This is a genomic window from Haloterrigena gelatinilytica (genome assembly GCF_013342145.1).
In the GTDB taxonomy this organism is placed as follows: Archaea; Halobacteriota; Halobacteria; order Halobacteriales; family Natrialbaceae; genus Haloterrigena; species Haloterrigena gelatinilytica.
In genome coordinates this window covers 1,131,203-1,151,069 of sequence record NZ_JABUQZ010000001.1, presented here as the reverse complement: position 1 = coordinate 1,151,069, position 19,867 = coordinate 1,131,203, and the positions used below count along the sequence as shown (strand labels likewise).

20 protein-coding genes are annotated in these 19,867 nt (G+C 67.1%); 9 read left to right on the top strand and 11 right to left on the bottom strand.

All coding sequences use genetic code 11. The annotated features are described in order from the left end of the window. The first annotated feature begins 7 nt into the window (after positions 1–7). Positions 8–202 carry a DUF7333 family protein gene (locus HTZ84_RS05860; RefSeq protein ID WP_174679815.1) on the top strand — a complete coding sequence of 65 codons (195 nt, stop codon included), beginning with the start codon at positions 8–10 and terminating at the stop codon, positions 200–202. A 136-nt stretch (positions 203–338) separates the two neighbouring features. Here HTZ84_RS05860 and HTZ84_RS05855 read toward each other — a convergent pair whose 3' ends face one another. The 6 genes from HTZ84_RS05855 to HTZ84_RS05830 form a co-directional block, all read right to left on the bottom strand. Further along, positions 339–1,310 carry a phosphoadenosine phosphosulfate reductase family protein gene (locus HTZ84_RS05855; RefSeq protein WP_174679814.1) on the bottom strand — a complete coding sequence of 324 codons (972 nt, stop codon included), beginning with the start codon at positions 1,308–1,310 and terminating at the stop codon, positions 339–341. Positions 1,311–1,809: 499 nt separating this feature from the next. Beyond that, on the bottom strand, positions 1,810–2,391 hold the full coding sequence (locus HTZ84_RS05850) for a DUF2150 family protein (protein WP_008895054.1): 582 nt from the start codon (positions 2,389–2,391) through the stop codon (positions 1,810–1,812). 74 nt (positions 2,392–2,465) lie between these two features. Beyond that, positions 2,466–3,317 (bottom strand): TatD family hydrolase, encoded by an 852-nt coding sequence (locus HTZ84_RS05845; protein ID WP_174679813.1) that lies wholly within the window; start codon positions 3,315–3,317, stop codon positions 2,466–2,468. A 68-nt stretch (positions 3,318–3,385) separates the two neighbouring features. After that, positions 3,386–3,607 carry a hypothetical protein gene (locus HTZ84_RS05840; protein ID WP_174679812.1) on the bottom strand — a complete coding sequence of 74 codons (222 nt, stop codon included), beginning with the start codon at positions 3,605–3,607 and terminating at the stop codon, positions 3,386–3,388. A 98-nt stretch (positions 3,608–3,705) separates the two neighbouring features. After that, a complete protein-coding gene (locus HTZ84_RS05835) occupies positions 3,706–5,190 on the bottom strand; it encodes an MEDS domain-containing protein (RefSeq protein ID WP_174679811.1) in 1,485 nt (494 codons plus the stop codon). A gap of 74 nt (positions 5,191–5,264) precedes the next feature. Continuing rightward, positions 5,265–5,735, bottom strand: a complete 471-nt coding sequence (locus tag HTZ84_RS05830) for an NYN domain-containing protein (RefSeq protein WP_126661135.1) — start codon at positions 5,733–5,735, stop codon at positions 5,265–5,267. A gap of 254 nt (positions 5,736–5,989) precedes the next feature. Here HTZ84_RS05830 and HTZ84_RS05825 point away from each other — a divergent pair, with 254 nt between their 5' ends. Together HTZ84_RS05825 and HTZ84_RS05820 are read left to right on the top strand one after the other, a co-directional pair. Next, positions 5,990–7,261: a S8 family serine peptidase gene (locus HTZ84_RS05825; protein WP_174679810.1), complete on the top strand. Its 1,272-nt coding sequence runs from the start codon at positions 5,990–5,992 to the stop codon at positions 7,259–7,261. Positions 7,262–7,542: 281 nt separating this feature from the next. Then, on the top strand, positions 7,543–9,162 hold the full coding sequence (locus HTZ84_RS05820; RefSeq protein WP_174679809.1) for a S8 family serine peptidase: 1,620 nt from the start codon (positions 7,543–7,545) through the stop codon (positions 9,160–9,162). A 125-nt stretch (positions 9,163–9,287) separates the two neighbouring features. Here HTZ84_RS05820 and HTZ84_RS05815 read toward each other — a convergent pair whose 3' ends face one another. Next, positions 9,288–10,232 carry a DMT family transporter gene (locus HTZ84_RS05815; protein ID WP_254611713.1) on the bottom strand — a complete coding sequence of 315 codons (945 nt, stop codon included), beginning with the start codon at positions 10,230–10,232 and terminating at the stop codon, positions 9,288–9,290. A gap of 466 nt (positions 10,233–10,698) precedes the next feature. Here HTZ84_RS05815 and gcvT point away from each other — a divergent pair, with 466 nt between their 5' ends. The 4 genes from gcvT (at position 10,699) to HTZ84_RS05795 (ending at position 13,501) form a co-directional block, all read left to right on the top strand. Continuing rightward, positions 10,699–11,823, top strand: a complete 1,125-nt coding sequence (gcvT, locus tag HTZ84_RS05810) for a glycine cleavage system aminomethyltransferase GcvT (RefSeq protein WP_174679808.1) — start codon at positions 10,699–10,701, stop codon at positions 11,821–11,823. 2 nt (positions 11,824–11,825) lie between these two features. Further along, positions 11,826–12,209, top strand: coding sequence for a glycine cleavage system protein GcvH (gene gcvH, locus HTZ84_RS05805; RefSeq protein ID WP_174679807.1), 384 nt, complete (start codon positions 11,826–11,828; stop codon positions 12,207–12,209). A 155-nt stretch (positions 12,210–12,364) separates the two neighbouring features. Beyond that, positions 12,365–12,667 carry a hypothetical protein gene (locus tag HTZ84_RS05800; RefSeq protein WP_174679806.1) on the top strand — a complete coding sequence of 101 codons (303 nt, stop codon included), beginning with the start codon at positions 12,365–12,367 and terminating at the stop codon, positions 12,665–12,667. A gap of 27 nt (positions 12,668–12,694) precedes the next feature. Continuing rightward, on the top strand, positions 12,695–13,501 hold the full coding sequence (locus HTZ84_RS05795; RefSeq protein WP_174679805.1) for a GIDE domain-containing protein: 807 nt from the start codon (positions 12,695–12,697) through the stop codon (positions 13,499–13,501). Positions 13,502–13,766: 265 nt separating this feature from the next. Here HTZ84_RS05795 and HTZ84_RS05790 read toward each other — a convergent pair whose 3' ends face one another. Beyond that, positions 13,767–14,477: a helix-turn-helix domain-containing protein gene (locus HTZ84_RS05790; protein ID WP_174679804.1), complete on the bottom strand. Its 711-nt coding sequence runs from the start codon at positions 14,475–14,477 to the stop codon at positions 13,767–13,769. A 117-nt stretch (positions 14,478–14,594) separates the two neighbouring features. Continuing rightward, positions 14,595–15,026: a DUF3054 domain-containing protein gene (locus HTZ84_RS05785; protein WP_174679803.1), complete on the bottom strand. Its 432-nt coding sequence runs from the start codon at positions 15,024–15,026 to the stop codon at positions 14,595–14,597. A gap of 185 nt (positions 15,027–15,211) precedes the next feature. Between HTZ84_RS05785 and HTZ84_RS05780 the strand changes: the two genes are divergently transcribed. Next, positions 15,212–15,895: a J domain-containing protein gene (locus tag HTZ84_RS05780; RefSeq protein WP_174679802.1), complete on the top strand. Its 684-nt coding sequence runs from the start codon at positions 15,212–15,214 to the stop codon at positions 15,893–15,895. Between the two features lie 383 nt (positions 15,896–16,278). After that, the gene (locus tag HTZ84_RS05775; RefSeq protein WP_254611712.1) at positions 16,279–17,172 is read left to right on the top strand and encodes a midas domain-containing protein; all 894 of its coding nucleotides are present in this window, start codon (positions 16,279–16,281) and stop codon (positions 17,170–17,172) included. A gap of 487 nt (positions 17,173–17,659) precedes the next feature. On the opposite strand, the gene sucD is transcribed toward HTZ84_RS05775, so the two are convergent. Together sucD and sucC are read right to left on the bottom strand one after the other, a co-directional pair. After that, positions 17,660–18,532: a succinate--CoA ligase subunit alpha gene (sucD, locus tag HTZ84_RS05770; protein WP_012943233.1), complete on the bottom strand. Its 873-nt coding sequence runs from the start codon at positions 18,530–18,532 to the stop codon at positions 17,660–17,662. Further along, positions 18,532–19,680: an ADP-forming succinate--CoA ligase subunit beta gene (gene sucC / locus HTZ84_RS05765; RefSeq protein WP_174682539.1), complete on the bottom strand. Its 1,149-nt coding sequence runs from the start codon at positions 19,678–19,680 to the stop codon at positions 18,532–18,534. Before sucC ends, sucD begins: the two co-directional genes overlap by 1 nt. Between the last annotated feature and the right edge of the window lie 187 nt (positions 19,681–19,867).

Below are 19,867 nucleotides of genomic sequence, written 5' to 3'. Positions count from 1 at the left end.
GCCGCATATGGAGTTCGACCTTCCCAAGACAGCGGCCGCGTTCATCGTCGTGATCGCGCTCGGCGTCGGTGGCATGATCGGCGCGGATATGATGGAAACGAGCACCGTGTTAATGATGGTCGCGCCGTCGATGATCGCGTTCGGACTGCTGATGCTCGGTATCGGAGTCAAACACGGCGAGTATCGCGCGACGGGCCGATAACGACGGCAGGCCTCGGCGCTATCGCTACTGTTTCGTCGCGACCGTTACGATTTCGACCGCGCCAGCAGCGGCTCTCGAGCGAGCGAAATCGAAAAATCGGCGATGAGCGGTCAGTCAGTGGTCGACCGCGAGCGGCCTACATGTAGCCGAGGTCGCGCAGGCGCTCCATCAGGTCCTCCTTGTCCTGGGCGCGGCCCGCGCGCTCGGTGGTTCCCTCGAGGTCCTGCAGCCAGGCGGGGTCCTCGTCGCTCTTCTCGGTGCTGACCTCGCTGCCCAGCGAGCGGAAGCCGGCGAAGTACTTCGGCGAGATCGGGATGTCTTCCTGTTCGACGCCCTCGGGGAGGTCGTCGTCGGCCTCGGGGACGTAGCCCTCCTCGGGGAAGTTCTCGACCGTGTCCGGCACCACGAAGTTCCAGAAGGCGTCCCAGACGGCGGCCTCGTCGAACTGCAGGATGGGCTGGATGCGGTCGTGGGGCGGGTAGATGTCCGGATCGTGGCGCGGCGAGAAGAACGTCTCGTCGGCGCGGGCCTCCTGTTCGTCCCAGCGGACGCCGGAGATGACGCCGTCGATGTCGTGCTCCTCGAGCGCGTCGTTGAGCGCGACCGTCTTCAGCAGGTGGTTGCCGACGTAGGTGTCGAGCAGGAACGGGAACTCGTCTTCCTCGTACTCGAGGATGTTCTCGACGTGGTGCTGGTTGTGCTCGGAGAGTTCGTCGATCTCGATGTCGTCGCCCGGCTCGAGGCCGTGCTCGTCGACGTACTCGCCGACGTCCTCGTTGCGCGCGTAGATGACTTCGAGGTCCCACTCGTCGGCCCAGTGGTCGACGAAGTCGTGGATCTCGTCGAAGTGCTGGTAGTGGTCGATGAACACCGCCGGCGGTACCTCGAGGTCGAAGCGGTCGGCGACCTCCTTGATGAAGTACAGCGTGAGCGTGGAGTCCTTGCCGCCGGTCCACATCACGGCCGGGTTCTCGTACTCCTCGAGACCCTCGCGAGTGACCTCGATGGCCTTCTCGATCTTGTCCTGAATCTGGGGATAGTCTTCGGGATCCTCGCCGTCGCCGTCCTCGTAGTCGACGTCGACGTAGTCGGGGAAGTTCTCGCTCATGTGGTGTAATTAGATATAATTAGGAGGGATAAACGCTTTGGGGGAGCGGAAACGTCTGTCGGAATCTGCGACGATCGGTCGGCGATGACGGTATCGCGCGCCGACGCGGATCTCGTTCGACGAAGTGAGTCAGGAACTGGCCTTTCAGGTGCTGAACTGTACGAACGACGGCTGCTCGTCGTGGTCGATGAGCGGCGTCTCGAGTTCGGCGATCCGTGCGGTGTGTTCACTCGAGGGCCGGAACGGCGGCGTGGTCGCGTCGCCGTTCGTCCGACGGGGCGGCGAAATAATTGCCGCAACCAGTGGCCGTCGGGACCGCCGTCGACACCGATGACCGTCGGCGCCGACGGAAGTCGACGCTGTTCGGGTATGTGGGCCTCCCGAAAGCGGGTTCGAAGAATCGTTCGTCGGCGATACGGGTTCGGCCCCCGGGTCGGCCGGGCTGCGCAGCGGCGGCGCGCGGCCGGACCGGACGGCGAACTGGACGGCGTCGTCGCGGTTACTCCTCGTCTTCCTCGACGACTTCGGGATCGCTCATCGCGCTCTGGAGGCTGTCGAGCCCGTTGATCCACTCCGTGACGAGACCGTACTCGAGGTCCTCGGCGACGGACATGTCGAGTTCCTCGCCGTCGATGATGAGCGTGCCCGCTTGTGCGGCGTAGCCGAGCGCGGCGTCGAGATCCTCCTCGGCCTCGGCGTCGGCCGCGGCGCCGAGGTAGTCGCCGACGCTGCCCTCTTCGGCGGGGCCACCCGCGATGTACTCCTCGGCGGCGAAGAAGACGCAGACGAGGCTCGTCTGGACGCCGTCGACGAGGATCAGTTTCTCCTCGTCCTCGATGTCGACCTCGCCGAGAACGATCTCCCGGACGTCGTTGATCTCTTCGAGCGCTTCCTCCTCGCCGAGTTCCCCGTCGTCGTAGGCGGCGACGATCTTGGCGATCGCGATCGCCGTGTCGTCCTGCAGGTTCAACAGGAGCCGGGCCGAGTCTTCGTCCTCCGGATCGATGTCTTCGTCCTTGATGCGGCCGATCCAGTTCTGCCAGCGTTCCTCCGAGTAGAACTCGGTCGGGGGATTGCTCATACAGACACCTACACCGGCCGCTTGAAATGCCTTTCTCTACTCTATGCCGATCTTACTCGAGCGAAATCTGGGCTTTAGGCCCGCTCGAGCGTCCCTTCCGTGTCGATTCCGTACACGCGTTCCGGCGTCTCGACGTGGGCGATCCGGACCGCGTCCTCGTGGTCGTTCTCGAGCAGCCAGCGGACGCGCCGGGGCACCGTCTTCGGACCGAGGACGGCGCCGGGGCGGTCCGGATCGTCGATGTAGTCGGTCTCCATCAGGAACGGCTCGCCGCGCTCGGCGGCGGTCTCGAGGCGATCCTTCTCGCTCATCACGCTCGGGACCGGCCCCTCGAGGCGACCGCTCGCGTAGTGTTTGACTACCTTGTGCGCGGGGAGGCCGACTGCTTCGGCCCAGTCGGTCACCTCGGTCATGTCCTCGCTGGCCTCGGCGTGCAACTGGACGGCGCAGTCCAGTTCGGCGCCGCGCTCGAAGGCCCGGCGCATGACCGCGTTCGAGGCCGCCCACACGTCGTCGTCGACCTCGTAGTGGGGCCGACCCGACTTCAGCGCCAGCGCCTCGCCGGACTCGACGTACTCCGCGGCGACATCGATCCCCGCTTGCATCAGGTCCCGCGCGTCGTCGGGACTGAAGCCGCGGTCGTCGACGAGCCGCGTGATCAGTCCGGGATGGACCCCCAGAACGGGCCAGGCCCGTCCGTCGAGTTCGCTCGAGGCCTCGTCGACGATTTCGATCGTCCGCTCGAAGACCGCGCGGAAGTCCTCGCCGGTCTCGGCCTCGACGCCGAGGTGCCAGGAGGGTTTGTTCACGACCAGCAGGTGGGTGCCGCCGAGGCGAGCGAAGTCGCGGACGGCGTCGATACCGCGGTGGTTGTCCGGATCGAGGTGGAGGTGGTTGTCGAGGACCGGCGTCTCGTCGTCGAGCATGTGCGCTAGTGGGCCGACCGGGCGTGAAAATTCTCCGACTTCCGTCGAGTCGTCGGACTCCCTCGCGGCTAAATCGCCCGGCGATACTTGCAGTGCGGGCAGTAGACCGTCCGGTGGCGAACGATCAGGAGCGACTCCCCGCACTTGCACGGGCCGCCGACGGAGACGCCGTCGGTCTCTCGGACGATCCCTCGCAACGTGTTCTCCAGCCGGTCGATGTTCCGTTCGGCATCGTCGAGTCGTTCCTCGAGTTCGCGGAGCCGTCGAGAGTACAGATGGCGTCCTCTCATGGGGGTCGGGCTGGACCGGCTTCTGTGATCCATGGACTGAGTAACGACTCGCGAGCGATTAAGCGTATGGGGGTAAGTGGCAAGCGAAGTGACGGTGGCTACGCGTCGGGCGCTGCCGCCGGGAGCGTCACGGTGAACGTCGTCCCCTCGCCCGGCTCGGAGTCGACGCCGATCTCCCCGCCGTGGTTGGTGACGATCCGCCGGCAGAGCGCGAGGCCGATCCCCGTGCCGGGAAACTCCCCGATCGCGTGGAGGCGGTTGAAGACGTCGAAGATCTGGTCGTGGTAGTCGGGATCGATCCCGATCCCGTCGTCCGCCACGGCGAGTCGCCACTCGGGGCCGCACTTCGTCGCGTCGATCTCGATGCGCGGCGACGAGTCGCCGCGGTACTTGATCGCGTTTCCGATCAGATTCGAAAAGAGCTGCTCGAGTTGGGTTCGGTCGCCCCTGACCGTCGGGAGCGTGCCGATCTCGACCGTCGCCTCGCTCTCCTCGATCTGTACCTGGTGGTCCGTGACGACGGTCTCGACGACGGCCTCGCAGTCGACCGGCTCGAGGGACGTCTCGCCCGTCTCGATCCGGGAGAACTCGAGCAGCCCGTCGATCATCTCGCGCATGCGATCGGCGCCGCCGACGGCGAAGTCGATGTACTCGCGCGCGTCCGCGTCGAGGTCGTCGCGGTAGTTTCGCTCGAGCAACTGGAGGTAGCTCGAGACCATCCGCAGCGGTTCCTGGAGGTCGTGGGAGGCGATGTAGGCGAACCGCTGGAGCTGTTCGTTCGACTCCTCCAGGGCCTCGATCGTCTCGTCGCGCTCGACCTTCGCCGTCGTTCGCTCGTAGAGCGTGCCCAGCATGCGATCGACCTCGCGGTCCGGTCGGTCGGGGCCGAAGAACTCCTCGGGCGGGATGTAGTAGAAGTTGTGGCAGACGGCGCCGTCGTAGACGAGGTGGGGGTGAGTGCGGACGACGTCGCAGAGGATCTCAGCCGGGATCACGTTTCGGTCGTACTGGCAGAGCGCGATGCAGTCCTCGCCGTCGAAGAGGTCGTTGACCCGGCTCTCGTACTCCATGAACCGCTCGAGGCTCGTTCCCTCGTCTACGATCCAGGTCGTCTCGGCGCTGATGCGCAGCCCCGCGTAGTCGTCGCGAGCCGCCTCGATGGCGTTCCGGTAGCACTCGAGCATGTCGTCGGGATCGAACCGTCCGGTCCGAAGGTAGGTGTCCCCGATCGTGTGAAACGTGAGCGCGCCGGATTCCGTCGCCGCGTCGACGTCGATGCCGCCGTCTTCCATCGCCGCCGTCATCTCGGCCTCCGTGTTCTCGTTGACCACGTACATGCAGCGTTCGCCCCGCTCGAGGCCCTGGCGCACGAACGGGACGACGGCCGCGAGCTGCTCGTCCCGGTCCTCGTAGATCACCGCGAGGTGTTCGTTCGGCTCGTGCTCGCCGAGGGACTCGACGGGACCGCGAAACTCCGGACTCGAGCGCAGGGCGTCGAGTCCGCTCTCCAGTCCGAGCGGGCCGCTGGACTCGCCGCTCCGGACGTCAACCGCGGTCTGCTCGTCGTGGCCGAAGGAACACATGCTGATCTCTTAAAAGAGGGGCGAGCATGAACGCTTCGGCACGGCGTATCAACCGTCGAGACGGTCGTTTCGCGTCAGTCGCCGAGCGTGATCGCCTCGTCGGCCGCGTTCCGCAGGGCGTCCGAGCGGCCGTACGTGCCCGGCGCGATGGCGACCGTCTCGACGCCGACGGTGCCCGCGTACTCGAGGACGGGCTTGAAGTCGGTGTCGCGGGAGCCGATCGCCAGCCGATCGATCGTGCCGTCGCCGCAGAGGGCGGTCGCGTCGACGGCGAGTTTCACGTCGACGTCGCCGCTGGTGACGATCACCTCGAAGCCGCGAGCCTCGGCGGCCTGGATGAGCCCCGGCGTCGCGTGTTCGTCGAGGTACAACCGGATGACGCCGACGCGACCGAGTTCCCGCGCGGCGTCCCGGAGGTCGTTCAGGTCGACGTCGAACTCGTCGCGGAAGACGTTCGGCCCGTCGACCAGCAGCCCCACCGTCGGCTCGGTTTCGGGTAGCGTGCCTGCGCGGCGAGCGAGACGGGCGCGAACGCGGTCGAACATACACTGGCCGTTTCAGCGGCCCCGAGATAGGTGTGACGGATCGACTCGAGGGGAAAACGCGTCGGTCGGTTGATCCAACGTCGACCGAGTTGTTCCGTGAGTTCGTCCGGGTTCTAAACGGCTACCTTCACAGGTTCGGCACTTACTTGGATACCGTATTTCCGTTTGATACACTCACTCGAATACGATGTTGAATAAATCTCCGTTCGTTCGAGAAGCGTTTACTACGGGCCGTTAGTTGTGCTTTCCGTCAGATGAAACGGATTGGTCCCCGTGACGACGACGAGAGCGGTATCGCCTGCGATCGACGAACGTTCCTGGTCGGCGGCGGAGCGCTCGCGCTGGGCGGGCTGGTGGGCTCGAGCGGCCTCGGCGCGCCGTCGGACCGCGTCCCGTGGCCGGAGACCGAGGAGTTCGTCGTCGGCTTCTCGCCGGCGGTTTCGGACGTCGCGGCGGCGGCGCACGCCGCGGTTCCCGACGCCGTCGACGTCCGTCACTCGAACGAGACGATCGGGTACGCGACCGTGTCGCTTCCGTCGGTGTCGGAGCGAGTCCGAGACGGGGCCCTCGAGGCGATCGCGGCGACGGACGTCGTCGAGTACGTCGAACCGAACGCGTCCCTCCACGCGTCGGTCGTTCCGAACGACAGCGAGTACGGCCGACAGAGCGCGCCCCAGCAGGTCGGTTGCGAGGCCGCCTGGGAGACGACTTTCGGGAGCGAGGACGTGTCCGTCGCCGTCGTCGATCAGGGCGTCCAGTCCGACCACCCCGACCTCGAGGACGCGACGGGCGAGGCGGGCGCGAACTTCGTCGGGAGCGGCGACGATCCCTCCCCGGCCGATGCCGACGAGCGCCACGGCACCCACGTCGCCGGCATCGCCGTCGGCGCGACGGACAACGGCGTCGGGACGGCCGGGATCAGCGACTGTTCGCTGCTGACCGCCCGCGCGCTCGGCGGGAACGGCGACGGCTCGCTTTCGAACATCGTCGACGGGATCCAGTGGGCCGCCGACGCCGGCGCCGACGTCATCAACGTCTCGTTCGGCGCGCCCCGACACTACGAGACGCTGTCCTCGGTCTGCGAGTACGCCCTCGAGCAGGGGGCCCTGCTCGTCGGCGCCGCCGGCAACGAGGGGAGCGAGACCGTCGACTTTCCCGCGGCCTACGAGGACGTCGTCGCCGTCGCGGCCCTCGACGGCGACGAGATCGCGTCGTACTCCAACGCCGGTCCGGCGATCGACGTCGCCGCGCCGGGGACCGACCTCCTCTCGACGGTCCCGTGGGACGACTACGCGCGGATCTCGGGCACGTCGATGGCGGCGCCGGTCGTCGCCGGCGTCGCGGGCCTCGCGCTGTCGGCCCATCCCGACCTCTCGCCGCTGGAACTCCGCGAGCACCTCCTGGCGACGGCGACCGATCTCGGCCTCGAGGCGACCGCACAGGGCGCCGGCCGGATCGACGCGGCCGCGGCCGTCGAGACGGCGCCGTCAGGAAACGGCGCCAACGGGGACGCGACGGGCGAGTAAAGCGACGGAGCTGTTCGTGTTAGCGCCCCGTGGCGCCTCGAGTCGGGACATCGTTCCGACCGGCTGACAACCGCAGTATTGCGATCGGCGCCGATCGAGCATCAACCGCCGGGCCGTTGTTTTCGGCCGGCGACGGCCACCTGAACGGCCGCCTCTACCAGTTCGCGTTTTAATAGCCGGTCCGGTTCCGTTCTCGCCCGCTCGAGCCGGAACAATCTCGAATAAACAACATTCAGTTCGATAAGAGTTTACTAATTTCAGGTTCTGTTGACTGTCACTCCATGACACAAAACGGTCCCCGAGACGGAGACGCGGGCGGCGGCTACGAGAGACGACGGATTCTGACCGGTGCCGGCGCGCTCGCCGCGGGCGGGTTGCTCGGCGCGAGCGGGGTGGCCAGCGCGACCCCGGAGCGCGAACCGGGCCCGAAGAAAGACGAACTCGTCGTCGGTATCTCGGCGTCGGCGCCGGACGTCGCCCGCGAGGCGCGCGCGGCCGTCCCCGGCGACGCGGACGTCGTCCACGCCAACGAGACGATCGGGTACGCGACCGTCAGCTTCCCCTCCGAAGCGCCGGCCCACGCCCGCGAGCAGTTCATCGAGGCGATCGAGCGGGCCGAGCACGTCGAGTACGTCGAACGGAACGCGACCGTCCAGTCGTTCGGCGAACCCGACGACACCTACTACGGCTACCAGAGCGCTCCCCAGCAGGTCAACTGCGAGACGGCGTGGGAGACCACGACCGGGAGCGCGGACGTCCTCATCGCCACCGTCGACCAGGGCGTCCAGTACGACCACCCCGACCTCGAGGGCGCCGTCGACGACCGGCTGGGCGAGAATATCGCCGAGCACGGGAGCGATCCGTACCCGTCGGCCGGCGACGAACAGCACGGGACCCACGTCGCCGGTATCGCCGTCGCCGAGACGGACAACGGCCGGGGAACGGCGGGGATCAGCGACTGTTCGCTGCTGGCCGTGCGCGCCCTCGACGCGAACGGGCAAGGGTCGCTCTCGGACATCGCCGACGGGATCCAGTGGGCCGCCGACGCCGGCGCCGACGTGATCAACCTCTCGCTGGGCGCCGCCGACGACTACCGGACGCTGGCCGCGGCCTGCGAGTACGCCCTCGAGCAGGGGGCCTTGATCGTCGGCGCCGCGGGCAACGCGGGCGCCGACGGCGTCGCCTACCCAGCCGCCTACGAGGACGTCATCGGCGTCTCGGCCCTCGAGGACGAGTCGGTGGCCGACTTCTCCAACACGGGACCGGAGATCGACCTCGCCGCGCCGGGGACCGGCCTCGTCTCGACGGTCCCGTGGGGCGACTACGGTCGGATGACCGGAACGTCGATGGCGGCGCCGGTCGTCGCCGGCGTCGCGGGCCTCGCGCTCTCGGCCCACCCCGACCTCTCGCCGCTGGCGCTCCGCGAGCACCTCCTGGCGACGGCGACCGACCTCGGTCTCGAGGCGACCGCGCAGGGCGCCGGCCGGGTCGACGCGGCTGCAGCCGTCGAGGCGGACCCGAACGCGGCCGAGAACGCCGACGGAACCGACGAGAACGACGCCGGTCAGTGCGGCGACGAGACCGTCCGCGCGAGGGCCGACGGCTCCCTTTCCGGCGGCTGGTGGGGCGAGAGCGATCGGTACGTGTACGCGCCCCGGACCGCCGATCCGTGTTCGGCGACGATCACGCTCGAGGGGCCCGCCGGCGCCGATTTCGACCTCTACGTGAACGTCGACGGCGAGTCGCCGACGCGGTGGAACCACGACGAGTCGTCCGCGGGCGACGGCGCCAGCGAGGCGATCGACCTCGAACTCTCGGGCGACGAGGAGCTGCGCATCCAGGTCCACGCGAACGCCGGCAGCGGGTCGTACACGATGCGGATCGAAGAGCTGGGTCGGTAACAGTAGCTAGTAGCGGGACTTTTTATTCAGTCCGGGCAGTGTAACTCCGTTCAGTACAGCCCGCTCGCCTATCGATATCGTTGTACCGATCCGAACCTATCGGTGTACGGGACAGCCGCGACGACTTATGTCACCCGTGCACGATTCGTGAGGGAGATTCCCACCAGCACGACGGCGCCACCGAGAATCGTCACGGCTTCCGGCACCTCACCGAGCAAGACGAGCGCGAGGATCGTACTCCCGACGGGCTCGCCCAGTAACGAGACGCTCACGACGCTCGACTCGACGTACTTCAGCGCCCAGTTGATGACCGTGTGGCCGAACATGCCCGGGAGCAGGGCCATCGCGAGGAAGAGCATCCACTCCGTCTGCGAGTAGCCGAGGAGCGGCGCATCGGTCCCGACGGCGAGGGAGCCGAGGGCGACGGCACACACGGCGTAGACGACGAACGTGTAGGCGAACAGCGGGAGCCGCTGGCGGAGCGAGCGGCCCGAGAGCGTGTAGACGGCGCCGACGACCGCGCCGGCGAGCGCGAGGGCGTTGCCGTACAGTTGGGTAGCGCTCCCCGCGAACGCGGTCTCGAGCGCCGCGACGATGTCGCCGCCGCCGAGCAACGGGTCGACGACGAGCGGCCCCACCGACATCGCGAACGCACCCGCGAGCGCGACGGTCATCCCGCCGATCATCCGCGGCGTGAGCCGCTCGTCGAGGAGCGCCGCCGCAGCGACGCCGACGAATATCGGCTGGGTCGTGATCAGCGTCACCGACGCGGCCACCGTGGTCAGCTCCAGACTCTCGAAAAAGCTCGCGAAGTGGGCGGCCAGCGCCAGCCCCGAGACGATCGCAAGGACGAGGTCGCGCCTCGAGATCGCTCGGAGGGCGTCGACGTCGCGGAGCGCAAACGGCGCGACGGCGACCGCCATGAACAGCACCCGGTAGAACGCCTTCACGACGCTCGGCGCTCCGCTCCACCGAACGAGGATCGCACTCGTACTGATGGCGATGACTGCGACCACGACGCCGACCATCGGATCGACCCGCTGTTCTAGAGCCGTTATCCACTGATTCATACCGGGTGTTCAGCGAACTGGGACAGTTCTCTCATGTCAGATTCATCTCCGGGCAGCAATATCCTATCAAATCTACGAGGGGATCTCCTCTCATCAGTCTTGTATAACTTCCATTCAATCTGTTTCACGGTAGAGATTTCGACCCCGCTCGAAGTTATATCATTTCTGGAAGCTATTCACGCCGGTGAAATTGTTTCACGACAGACGAACGGGCGCGAGCCCGTGAGTCGGGGAGCGAGCGGCCTTTTTAGCATAGGTTTTTGCGCCAAGAGGTGAGCGAGCGCAGCGAGCGATCGAGGCGGAAAAGGTACCTGTGCACGCGTGCCGAACCAGGGTGAATCGGGCGTCCGGTTCCGGACTCGAGTCGAGCCGATTCGGGAGCACTCGTCGCCGGATCGCTACCGCGGGTCGCTCCCGTTCCGAGCGACGAAAAGACATTACTACTCCGCCGGCGAACCACTCGAGCATGCCGCTTCAGACGCCGCCGTTGCGTGGGCTCCACGACGAGCGTGGCGCGAAGTTCACGGAGTTTGGCGGCTGGGACATGCCGGTCGAGTTCGATTCGATCCGGACGGAACACGCGGCCGTCCGCGAGGCCGTCGGGATCTTCGACGTCTCCCACATGGGACAGATCCACGTTACCGGGCCGGACGCGACCGAACTGATGCAACGGCTCACGACCAACGACGTCGCCCGACTCGCCGTCGGTGACTCCCAGTACGCCGCGATCACCGACGAGGACGGCGTCATCATCGACGACACGGTCGTCTACCGGCTTCCCGACGAGACCGCCGAGGGGGCCGGCGACGAGGCAGGGGGCGAGCCGACCTACCTCTTCGTCCCCAACGCCGGGACCGACGAGTCGACCCACGAGCGCTGGATCACCTACCGCAACGAGTGGGGCCTCGAGGCGACCGTCGACAATCGGACCGACGAGTACGCCATGTTCGCCGTACAGGGGCCCGACGCCGCCGAACTGGTCGACGAGGCGACCGCGGAGTCGATCACCGAACTGGACCGGTTCGAGGCCCAGTACGCGACGGTCGACGGCGTCGACTGCTGGATCGCCCGCACGGGGTACACCGGCGAGGACGGCTTCGAACTGATCGTCCCGTGGTCGGAGGCCGAGCACGTCTGGTCGCTGTTCGACTGCCAGCCCTGCGGGCTGGGCGCCCGGGACACGCTCCGGATCGAGGCCGGCCTCCTGCTGGCCGGCCAGGACTTCGATCGCGAGTCCGATCCGCGAACGCCTTACGAGGCCGGCATCGGCTTCACGGTCGCCCTCGAGACCGAGTTCGTCGGTCGGGACGCCCTCGAGCGCGTCCGCGAAGAGGGCGTCGAGGAGAAGCTGGTCGGCTTCCAGTTGATCGACCGCGGCGTCCCGCGACACGGCTACGACATCACGAACACCGACAGCCGCGTGATCGGCACCGTCACCAGCGGCACGATGAGTCCCTCGCTCGAGCAACCCATCGGACTGGGCTACGTGCCCGTCGAGTACGCGGAACCGGGGACGACCCTGCAGGTCGTCGTCCGCGGCCAGTCCAAAAAGGCAAGAGTTGAAACGACACCGTTCATCGACACCGTATAACCATGAGCTTCGACGTTCCCGACGACAGACGCTACCTGGAATCGCACGAGTGGGCACTCGAGGACGACGGCACCGTCCGAGTCGGCATCACCGACTTCGCGCAGGACGAACTCGGCGACGTCGTCTTCGTCGAACTCCCCGACGAGGGCGACGACGTCACGCAGGAGGAGGAGTTCGGCGTGGTCGAGTCCATCAAGGCCGTCTCCGACCTCTACGCGCCGGTCAGCGGCGAGGTCACGGCCGTCAACGACGACCTGTTCGACGCGCCGGAACTGGTCAACGACGACCCCTTCGGCGACGGCTGGATGCTCGAGATCGACGCCGACGACGCGAGCGAACTCGACGACCTGCTCACCGCCGACGAGTACGAAGACCAGATCGCCTGACGGCGGTTCGACTGAGAACCGTTCGCGCTGGTCGGGTCTCGCTGCCTGGGGCAGACTCTATCCGTCGATCGTCCGTCTCCGACCCGTCCCCGACTCGTCGGCTCGAGTCGAAACGTGTATCCTTTCTCACCTGTTAGCTGCCGTAAGACACCGATATGTCGCTCACGGCCGTCGGCATCGCCGCCCGCTCGTCGGTCACCGGGTTAGATCTGCTCGCGTTAGCCCTGCTCCTGCACGGCTGGTTCGTCGGCGTCGGTATCGCCGTCTGCACGGACGGGTCGGGACTCCCGTTGAGTCGCCGCATCGACATGGGCTGGCGGGCGTTCACCCTGTGGACGTTCCTCGGCACGGTCGCCGTCTGGCTGCCGTTCGCGCTCGGGTCCCTCTCGAACGCGGTCGCATTGCTCGGCGGGCGCAGCGGTCCGTTCCTGCTCGCGCTCGTCGCGGGCCCGGTCTGAGTCGGTTTCTACTACCTCGGCGGCGCCGTGACGACGCTCCGATCGTATCTCCGGGTCCGCCGAACGCCCGTCACCGACGCCGGCGACGTCGTCGGCGACGGGAGTCCCGTACGAGTGAGCGGAACGGTGCGGCCGCTCGAGGAACCCCTCAAGGCGCCGCTGTCGGGTCGCGAAGCGGTCTGTTACGAACTCTCGGTCACCCGCGAGGGCGTCGCCGAATCCGACGACGAGCCCGAGACGACGCGGTCCGGTCGCGGCGCGTCGTTTCTCTCGTTCGCGGACGCGACGCTGCGGGAGACCCGCCCCATCGACGACCGCCGAACGGCGTTCCTCCTCGAGGACGAAACCGGCCGCGTCGCCGTCGACCCGGCGGACGCGACACTGCGACTGGAGGAGACCGAGTCGACGGACGTGCCCGCCGGCGAACGGCTGTCCGGATCGCTCCGGACGCACCTCGCCGAGACCGACTACGACCCGACCGAGCACCGGGAGACGTACCGCGAGGCGACCGTCGAACCGGGCGACGAACTCACCGTCGTCGGCGTGGCTCGAGGTAGAGACCGGGCGAAACCGGACCGAAACGTCCGGCAGGTCCCGAACGCTCGAGACGACGGCTCGAGACCGGACCGGGCCGACGAATCGGCACTCGCACTCGAGGCGCTCCCGACGGTGACCGACGGCGAGGAATCCGGCTCCGAGCATATCGTCGCCGTCGGCTGTGAGCGACGCGTCGACCGACGGTTCCGCCGGACGATCGCGGGCTGTGCGCTCGCGGGGCTCGCGCTGACGGGGAGCGGGCTCCTCGCGCTGTCGCTAGTGGCTGGACTCTGGTGAGGTGAGGGAATCGACGGCCGCCGGTGTCGCGTGACGAGTGATTACGGGAACAAGTAGTTACGGAGACGAGTCGTCCCGGTTGACGAGGACGAGTGCGAACCCGAGAGCACTATCATCGCGGCCGCCCAGCGGAGCCACAGCAGCGGCTCGTCGGCGCGGATCGTCAGCGCCAGTGTGACCGCGAAGACCGCGGTCAGGGCGACCGTTACGCGTCCCGTCCAGTCGAGCATCGTGGAGGGCGGGGACCGGGGAGCGGACGAGTCGCTCACTCGAGGCCGACGAGGTACTCGAGCATCCCGTCGAGATCGGTGTTCGTCACGGCCAGCGAGTAGCCGTCGATGCGGGCCAGATCGGCGGCGTGATCCCAGAGGTCTTCCTCGTCGATCCCGTGGAGGACGACCGCGTTCGGCGTCGGATTGACGACCCGCAGGGCGACCAGCGGCGACTCGCCGCGGGAGACGCCCGTAAACACCAGCACGCGGTTCGTGCTCTGCCCGTAGAGCCGGAAGAACTCCTCGCTCGAGAGGCGCGTGATCGCCTGGATGCTGTCGATGACCGTGTGGCCGCTGATGCGGTCGGTGCTCCCGGCGGTGATCTGCGTCGCGTCGATATCGTCGTACAGTTTCTCGAGCGGGATCGAGGTGGCGTACTCCCGCAGATCGTGGACGACGTCGCTGTCGAAGCCGGCCGAGAGGACCCGGCCGTACTGCCGGATGCGGTCGCCGCCCCGCCGTTCGTCGATCGAGAGCAGTCCGTCGACGAGCCGGCGGACGACGCCGATGCCGGGGCTCTCCCGGCGCCCGCTCTCGTAGTCGGAGATGACCGACGACGAGACGTCCAACTCGGTGGCGAGATCCGTCTGCGAGATGTCGAAATCGGTGCGCCACTTCCGCAAGGTCGCGCCGGGATCGTCGCTCAGCGTGATTTCCCCGGCGATCTTCTCCGCGAGTTCCCGTTTTGGCCCACGTCCGCCCATACGCGAGGCGTCGCGCGGTCGACTCAAGTAGCTACTGGAGACGCCGCGGCCCGTGACCCCATATCATGATGGCGGTCCCCACGGTACCACGTCCCGAAAAGCGAGTCCAGCGCGCGATTACGCGGTCCCGCTCCGGCCTGCGACGGTCGCGTACCCGACGCGCCAGCCGACCAGCAGGAGGAACCCGAACCCCGTGATCACGAGCGGGAACGGCCAGGTCGCCGAGTCGCCGAACAGCCCCTGCCGGAGGAGCAACCCGACGTTCGCCGCGCCGAGCCACACCACCGCCGTCAGCCGCGCCGCTCGCGACGGCGCCGCGGCGGCCGACCGCGTGTAGAGTCCGGCCAGCGCCGCGACGACGATCCAGCCGATCACGAACGGGGCGATCGTCTCGAGCGTCCCGAGGGGCTGTGCGAGCGGATTCGCCTCGTGGCTGAGTTGACCGTAGACCAGCAATCCGGTGACCAGGCCGACGTCGCCGACGCCGAGGGCGAGCGTCGTTCGGTCGACCGCTTCGGTCCGGCCGTCCGTTCGAACTGCGGTGTCCATAAGTCCCTCTCGCGGCCGAACCACTATTGATGTCCCGGTTGCGGTGCGCCGTCGCGGGACGGGTCTCCCACTCTGACCGGTCCCACGGGAGCGACGGATTCGGCGGCGTTCCGCCGCCGACCGGTCCGTTCGACGGTTGTCTGTCAAAAGAAAACTAATTAAGGAGGAATACGAAGGTTGCGCCAATGGCTGTGGCCGACGACCGTCAGGCAGGCTGTGAGGGGTGTGGCCGAACGGTGCCGCTCGAGGACCTGACGACGGTGACGATGCCCGACGGGGAGCGGGTCGCGTGCTGTCCCCGCTGTGAGCCCCACGCACGCGAGGCCGCGCGGAAGTGCTCGTCGCTCGACCAGCGGCGGGCCGCCTGCGACGGCTGTACCGGCACCTACCTCGAGACCGAACTCGAGGACGTCGTCCTCGAGGACGGAACGGTGCTCGCGTGCTGTCCGTCCTGTGCGACGGAGGCGCCGAACGGGAACGCCGGCGCGGCAAGCGCGGACGACGGGGAGCGCGCGGCCGCCGACCGCGGCGACGAGGCCGAGGGGAGCGGCGAGGAAACCCTCTGTCTGCAGTGCAACGAGTGGGTTGCCGCCGAACTGTTCCGCGTGACGACCATCGACGACCGGACCGAGAAGTTCTGCCCGACCTGCAAGGAACGCGCGGAAGCGGACGGCATCGTCAAGGACGTCGACATGCGGAAGACGAAAGCCCGGGAGGTCCTCGGCGTCGAGGCCGACGCGACCGACGACGAACTCAAGACGGCCTTCCATCGACAGGTCAAGCGGGCCCATCCCGACCGGGAAAGCGGCAGCAAGTCGGCGTTCAAACTGGTCCGAGAGGCCTACGAGCGACTGACGGAAGACGACTGACGACCGCCGATCCGGAGCGGAACGGTCGGTCGCGTTATCCGGCGTCTCAGCGTCCCGCTTTTCGCGTCTCGACTCGCACTTCCCTAGGCCTCGGTATCGGGCTCGAGCGAGCCATTCTCGGTGGTATCGCGATAACACACTGCCCGAAGGGTTTCCGACAGCGTTTGTGCCGGCCTCATGATCTGTCTCACGTCGTGATTTCCGCAACTGTCATCCCGAACGCGTTATAATTGTATATTTACCGACCTTCTATCGTGAATCGACCGACGGCGGCCGTTACGCTAATACGCTTTCGACCCGGCTCGGCGGGGGCGAAAAAATTCCGAAAGTTAAAGTCATGCTATTATGTACGTTTAGGGAAGAACTTCATGACTGATAGTACGATGAACGCAAATTCGGGCGAGGGCGCGCTCGACGTCGGGGGGGCCGACGACCTGTTCGGCGACCTCGAGGAGGAGGTCGACGACGGGGAGGCGACCGACGAGACGGCCGAGGAGTCGTCGAACGGGGCGGACGAATCCGAGACCGTCGAAGATCGGACGGCCGCCGCGGTTTTCGGAGAACTACAGAACGCCGCGACCGACGCCGCCGAGATCGACGACGTGCTCGAGGACGAGAGTCCCGACGACATCATCGCGAGCATGGACGAGCCGAAATCCGAGGCAGAATCGGTCGACGACGACCTGCTCGTCGACGAGGGCGAACTCGCGGATCTCCTGTTGACCGATCGGACGAAAGACGAGGAGTTCCTCTGGGTCGAGACCGACGACGAAACCGACGAGTCGTCGACCGATGCGTCCGATGACGTCGGTGTCGATAGCCCCGCCGAGACGGACGATCGCGACGTTGACACCGCGTCGACCGAAACCGAAGCCGACGGCGGCGATGATCCGGACGCCGAAGCGGCGGCCGCGGCGACCGACGTCGACCAGTCTTTCGACGCGGACGACAGTTCGTCGGTTTCGGCCGATAACGGCGACGGGGACGGGAGCGACGCTGACGACGCTCGAGCCACCGTTTCGGGCTCGACGTCGTTGGCCGTCGACGCCGACGACACGACGGTCGACGAGGCCGCAGCATCGGTGGACACCGAGACTGAGACGGCGGCCGAACCCGCCGAGTCGACGGCCGCGGACGAAGCGGACGACGAGGCGGACGTCGAGGAGACCTCGCTCGACCCCGCCGAGAACACGGACGTTCCCGCGACGACGGACGAGGACGACGGCTCCGGCGGCCTGCTCGGCTGGCTGCGCTCGAAGCTCGGCGGCCTGTTCTGAGTCCGATTTCCGCGGCCGACCGCCCCCTACGACACCCGCAATCCGGTACGTGCGCTTCGATCCGGTCGGTGCTTCGTTCTCGACGTGATTCGCTCTCGAGTCGATCGCTCCGGACTCGTCCTCGAGTTGTCGCGACCGCGGACGCGCTAACGCTCCGGATGCCACACGACGTCCTCCCGGCGGACCGTGAACGAGCGACTCCCGCACTCGGGACAGCCGGTTCCGCCGCGGTCCATATCCGGTCGTTCGGGGATCGTATGCGCGGTTCCACACTCGTCACACACGATACTGACGGGCATAGCCGAACGGACGGTCGGCTCCCGCAAGGGAGTGCTGCCGGGATCTGCGCGTTCCGACGGGGCGACGAGTGCCGGCTGCGCGACTGCTCGGTCGACACGCGACGGACGCGCTCGAAAAAACGACGGCCGAAACCGACGATGGTCGCCCCTCGAGTCGCGACTCGAGAGGATCCCGACCGATCGCGGCGTTACGCGAGGAACTCTTCGATGTGGTCGGCGACTTCCTCGGGCGTGTCGCCGACGGGGACGCCCGCGTCGTTGAGGGCGCTGATCTTGCTCTCGGCGGTACCGGTCCCGGAGCCGGAGACGATGGCGCCGGCGTGACCCATCCGCTTGCCCGGCGGCGCCGTGCGGCCGGCGATGAAGCCGGCGACCGGCGTGTCGACGTAGTCGTCGATGAACGCGGCGGCCTCCTCCTCGTCCTCGCCGCCGATCTCGCCGCACATGACGATGGCGTCGGTGTCGGGGTCGTCCTCGAACAGCTCGAGGGCGTCGACGAAGTCGGTGCCGATGATCGGGTCGCCGCCGATACCGATGGCCGTCGTCTGCCCGATACCGCGGTTGGTCAGGCTGTCGACGACCTGGTAGGTCAGCGTCCCCGAACGGGAGACGAGGCCGACGTTCCCCTCGGCGAAGATGTTGCCGGGGAGAATGCCGAGTTTGGCCTCGCCGGGGGTGATGAGACCCGGACAGTTCGGACCGATGAGTCGGGTGTCGGTCTCGGTGAGGCGCTTGTTGACGCGGGCCATGTCCTGGGTCGGAATGCCCTCCGTGATCGCGACCGCGAGGTCGAGATCGGCGTCGAGCGACTCGAAGACGGCGTCGCCGGCGAACGCCGGCGGGACGAAGATGACCGAGGTGTCGGCGTTCTCCTCCTCGACGGCCTCGTGGACCGTGTCGTAGACGGGGACGCCTTCGACCTCCTGGCCGCCCTTGCCGGGGACCGCGCCGGCAACGACGTTGGTGCCGTACTCCATCATCTGCTTGGCGTGGAACTTGCCTTCCCCGCCGGTGATGCCCTGTACCACGACGCGCGTGTCGTCGTCGACTAGAACGCTCATTATTCGTTCACCTCCCCAGCGTACTCGACGGCACGCTGTACCGCATCCTCGAGGGTCTGTTCGACCGTCACGAGGTCCTCGTTGAGAATTTCCATACCTTCCTCCCAGTTGGTGCCGGCCAGACGGACGACGACCGGCTTGGGGATCTCGTCGAACTGCTCTAACGCCTCGTTGATCCCGCGGGCGACCTCGTCGCCGCGCGTGATCCCGCCGAAGATGTTGAAGACGACCGAATCGACGTTGTCGTCCGAGAACACCATATCGAGCGCGTTCGCGATGCGCTCGGCCTTCGCGCCGCCGCCGACGTCGAGGAAGTTGGCGGGCTCGCCGCCGTAGTGATCGACGAGGTCGAGCGTCGTCATCACGAGACCGGCGCCGTTGCCGATGATGCCGACGTTACCGTCCAGACGGACGTAGTCGAAGTCGTACTCGTCGGCCTTCTGCTCGAGTTCGTCGCCGCCCGCGGCCTCCTCTTCCATCTCGGCGAGTTCGGGCTGGCGGAACAGCGCGTCCTCGTCGATGTTCATCACGGCGTCGGCCGCGATGACCTCGTCGTCGCTGGTGACCATCAGCGGGTTGATCTCGGCGTCGGAACCGTCGCGAGCGTCCCAGAGTTCGTAGAGAGTCATCAGGACGTTCGAGACGTCGCGAGCGACGCTCTGATCGACGCCCGCGTCGTAGACGGCCTTGCGGGCCTGGTAGGCGTGCATCCCGAAGGAGGGATCGATGTGCTCGCGCGCGATGGCGTCGGGGTCCTCCTCGGCGACCTCCTCGATGTTGACGCCGCCTTTCGTCGAGACCATCGCGACGGGTTTGCCCTCGCCGCGATCCATCGTGATCCCCACGTAGAGCTCGTTAGTGAAATCGACCGCTTCCTCGACGAGGACGCGATCGACGTGGTAGCCCTTGAGATCCATCCCCAGAATCTCGTCGGCCGCCTCGCGCGCTTCGTCCTCGTCCTCGACGAGTTTGATCCCGCCGGCCTTCCCGCGGCCACCGACCTGTACCTGCGCCTTGATCGCGACTGGATACCCGATCTCCTCGGCCGCGGCGACCGCGCCGTCGACGTCGGAGGCGAGTTCTGATGCCGGCGTCGGAATGCCGGCGTCGGCGAAGACCTGCTTCGCCTGGTACTCGTGCAATTTCATAGCCATTCGAACGGCCGTTCCGACCTTGCTTAAATCCTGTTAGTTTCCACTCGCGACGGAAAATCGATCGATGACCGGAAACTCCATCGCGTTCGTCCGGGCCGAACGTGTTTCCAGTCGACTCCTTTGTGGAGATTTTCAACTAGGGGACGGAAACTGCTTTCCACTCGTCCGAACTCACCGGCAC